3 protein-coding genes and 1 pseudogene are annotated in these 4022 nt (G+C 59.0%); all 4 read right to left on the bottom strand.

What is annotated here, in order from left to right:
- Nucleotides 1-373: 373 nt before the first annotated feature.
- Nucleotides 374-1612: an NAD(P)/FAD-dependent oxidoreductase gene (locus ABID19_RS34120; RefSeq protein WP_263807276.1), complete on the bottom strand. Its 1239-nt coding sequence runs from the start codon at nt 1610-1612 to the stop codon at nt 374-376.
- A gap of 44 nt (nt 1613-1656) precedes the next feature.
- Complete coding sequence (locus tag ABID19_RS34115; protein WP_263807275.1) at nt 1657-2019, bottom strand: RidA family protein; 363 nt, start codon at nt 2017-2019, stop codon at nt 1657-1659.
- 40 nt (nt 2020-2059) lie between these two features.
- A complete protein-coding gene (locus ABID19_RS34110) occupies nt 2060-3523 on the bottom strand; it encodes a M81 family metallopeptidase (protein WP_263807274.1) in 1464 nt (487 codons plus the stop codon).
- A gap of 386 nt (nt 3524-3909) precedes the next feature.
- Nucleotides 3910-4022: pseudogene (locus ABID19_RS34105) on the bottom strand (oligopeptide ABC transporter ATP-binding protein); the annotation flags it as partial.

Genomic DNA, 4022 nt, shown 5'->3' with positions numbered 1-4022 from the left:
GCCAATAGGTGTTGCGGTCCAAGTGATTGAGCACTTGCTGGGGTGACAAGGTGGGCATGGCTATATCGCTTTCATAGCTTGAATGGACTGCTTGCTTCAGATCGCACTGGATACCGATGTCCAATTAGTTCAGCGCATGCGTCTGATTTCGTTGCATGACCATTTCCGACTCTTTGCAGATTTGCCGTGCCCGCGATCGTCGACTGACCCGCACTGTTTTGGAAGAGCGCTCGGGCCAACGGAGCTCGAGCAGTGCATGTCCTTATGTCGCTGGGCATCTGAGTGCGGAGCCGAATCTTTCCCGTTGCGAACGCCTCCTGACCGCATGGTAACTCTTGAAAATCAAGTTGCGAGCGCATGTCGAGTCCGTCGCTCACACGCGAAAACGCTCGACGCGAAATGGCCCCGGGTCGCATACCGTCTCGCTCCCAGTCATCAGCTCAGCAACTAGCCGTCCCGTGACGGGCCCTTGCGTCAGTCCAAGATGCCCGTGTCCGAACGCCAACCACAGCCCGCGATGACGCGGTGCGGGGCCGATGACAGGCAGCATGTCAGGCGTGCACGGACGGCAGCCCATCCACGGTTCGTCGTCCACCTGTTCGCCCAGCGGAAACAGCTCGCGTGCAACTGGCTCGACCGCGGTGAGTTGCACGGGCGTTTTCGCGCTATCGCGCAAGCTCAGCTCGACACCGGTCGTGAGACGAATGCCGCGGGACATCGGCGCGATCATGTAACCGTTCTCAACGTCCACCACCGGATGACGCAATCGCGCGCCATGCTCAGCCGAATAATGCATGTGATACCCGCGCTTTACTGCCAACGGGACGCGATACCCCAGCTTCGATGTGACGCGATCCGACCAGGGACCCATCGCGACTACCACCGATGCCGCTTCAATCACTCTATCCTGCGTGCTCATGCGCCATCCGGGTTCGAGTGTGTCCGCATTGCCAATGAACATGCGACCACCCAGCATTTCGAAGTGGCGCGCGTAGGCACGCACAAGTGCCTGCGGGTCGCTGACAAATTCCGATGTCGTATAGTGCAAAGCGCCAATCAGGGCCGAACTCAAGTCGGGCTCGAGATTGCGTAGGGCAGTTCCATCGAGAGTGTGAAACCCGACACCGAACTCCTGACACAGCTGTTCGGCCTTAAAGTACTCCCGATCCTGTCGGGCACGAGTGCGAAACACCCTGATCCATCCCTGGCGCTGCAGCAGCCCGAGGGCACCCGCAGCTTCCGCCAGCGCGCGATGCTCGGTCACGCAGTGCTCGATCAGTGTAGCGTTCGCGCGCGCGATCGCTGCGTGACGACCGGGCTCCGAATACCACCAGTACTGCATAAGGAAAGGTGCTAGCTTGGGCATCGCGCGCAGGTGATAGCGCGCGTCTGGCGCTCGGTTGCGCGCATAGTGCAGCAACTCGCGGACCGACCGCGGAAAGGGGATTGGGCAAACGCTTTGACTTTCGATGAGCCCGCCGTTTCCGTAGGAGGTCTCGCTGCCCGGAGGCTTGCGGTCAATGACCGCAACAGCGCGCCCAAGCCGTTGTAGGTGAACCGCGACCGATATGCCGACGATCCCAGCTCCAAGGACGATAGTATCGAATTTCATCAGTGTATTGCCACGTCGTCGGCTTTGCGCGTTCGCCAAAATATTCATCGCGCGAGCGCGGTGACGGCGATCTCCACGTCGTATCCGTTACCCATAAGCAGTGCCTGCACGGTGGCGCGCGTCGGCGCGTGGTAGTCGGGCACCCAGGCTTCCCAGACGCGATTGAATTCCTCGAAGTATAGAGCATCGCTGAGCCATACGTTCGCGGTCAGCAGCCGTGTATTGTCCACTCCGGCGGACCCGAGCAGTGTATCAATGCGCGAAAGGGCCTCTTTCACCTGCTGCTTAATCGGCGCATTCGGGGTGTCGGCAACCTGGCCAGACAGATATACGATACCTGCAGCGATCACCACATGGCTCATACGGGCATTCGTCTGCAGGCGCTGAATTTGGTTTGTTCCGGTCATGGTCCTGTGAAACCTTGCTGGGGATACATCAGATCGACACTCAAAGAATGAGGCCGGGGCTGGTCTTTTCATCGCGCGGCCAGATCGGGCCGACACGTGTGTAAGGGATCTTGCTGTAGTCAAATCCTACGCTGTCAACATAGATCACCTTCTTCGCGATTGGCCCATAGCCCCCCATGAAATGGTTGCTCGACTTGACGACCAACAGCTTTCTTGCGAGCGGGTCGATGCCGACATTGCTAAAGAGCTCGGGCCCCATAGCCTGTACCCGGTTAGTGTTCAGCACGACCTCGACGCCGCCCATCCGCACGGCGGCGCAGTCGCCGAGAAATGAGGGCTGCTCCGAACCTGTGCTCTGCCAGCATTCGCGCTTGAGTCCGACCACGGTGACGGTCGCATCGATCGGCATGCCGGACGCGGGGCCGATCTTGCCCCCGAAGCGTAGCGCAAACTCGGCCCCTTCGCCTGCGTCGAAGCAGAGCCGCACTGCGATCGGATCCCATACGGGTCCGACTGCAGCATTTTCGACCCGGCGCGCCATGAGGCGCTGCACGATCACGGTATTGTCTGAAGATGAGCCGCCCCCAGCGTTGTCCCACATATCCGCCATCACAACTGGCGGGTCGCTAAATGCGAGGGCGGCGTCAATCCCATCATCGACAGAGTGGCATTGCGGTGCGGTCTTGCCGCGCATTGAGACGAACTCCTCGCCAATCCTGACGGCAAGTGCATCCCCCTTGGCCTTGTCTTTGTCCATGACCACGAGGATGCGGCAGCCGACCTCCGGCACGTCAGCAGTAGACATCCCATGGCCGATGGAAATCGAGAGCACGCCGTCTTTACCCTCCATCTCCTTCACGCGATCGACGAAGCGCCGCATCAGCGGCTCAGTGGTGGGATAGAAACCGACTTGTCGACAATCATACAGAGACATGACAGGCGTGACTTGCCCGCGCACCGTCTTCAGAACCAAATCGATCAGCTCCTCGGCGCGCTCAACAGTATCAGTGTGGGGGTATTCCTTGTAGAGCACGATAATGTCGGCAAGCTTGACCCGCTTGATCGTTAGATGGCAATGTGGATCGAGTTCGACGCCAATGACGCATTTCGGCCCGACGAGAGCACGGACGCGCTCGATGATGTCGCCTTCGACGTCGTCATAGCCATGCGCCACCATTGCTCCGTGCAGCCCCAGCAGCACACCTTCGAGGGGCAATGCCGCCTGAACCTGACCTAGGATCTCATCCCGCATAAACTCGTAGTCGCTACGATTCGTGGTGCCGGAGGGTTCTGCGACGAAACAACTTCCTTCGACAAGCGTAAAGCCCTCTGCAGCCGCCCTGCGGCGCGCCACCCAAAGCGGTTCCGTGCACCAATGGGGCGGCAGCTCGTGCGGGAACTCGCCAGGTCTATAAAAGAGGCACTCTTTGTATGAATCGAGGCTGGTCGGCAGAGGTGAAAAGGTGACGGTCTCTGTGGCGAGCGTGGCAGTAAACATGCGCATCTACTGTCGCTTTCTACACGTGGATTGAAATGATAACCTGAACAAATTTCACTGGGCGAAAAAGAGTTCGCCATAACAGAAACAGCCACGCCGTCAGCCGACCACTTGCAGCAACCGATGCTGCATTGGATGCCCGGCGAGTCAGCACTTCGCGAACCAACTTGGGCTTTCGAAGCATCATTCATTATCCTCACATGCCAGCGATTTGACTTTTAGTATTGAGTTGACATCTTGTCAACGTGTGGCGTGCGTTATTCTTGCCTGTAGGAGCTTGTCATACGGAGGTCGCTGCGGCATCAGAGGAGCAGTCTGGAACTTATAGTTTTGCGCGTCCGACACCCGTGACGTTGGCTGTATGGACAACACCGTCTCGCAGTAGCGAAGGTTCAACCCGTCATATTCTTCTCGGCCGGCATGCCCGTCGCCGGAGCGCGCACATGACAGGCCACGACCCGTCCGTCGGCCATTGGCACCAGAGGCGGCACTTCGATGCGGCAGC

It is taken from the genome of Mesorhizobium robiniae, assembly GCF_040545535.1.
In the GTDB taxonomy this organism is placed as follows: domain Bacteria; phylum Pseudomonadota; class Alphaproteobacteria; order Rhizobiales; family Rhizobiaceae; genus Mesorhizobium; species Mesorhizobium robiniae.
Note: the sequence above shows the minus strand (reverse complement) of the source record. Positions and strands in the feature narration are given on the sequence as shown.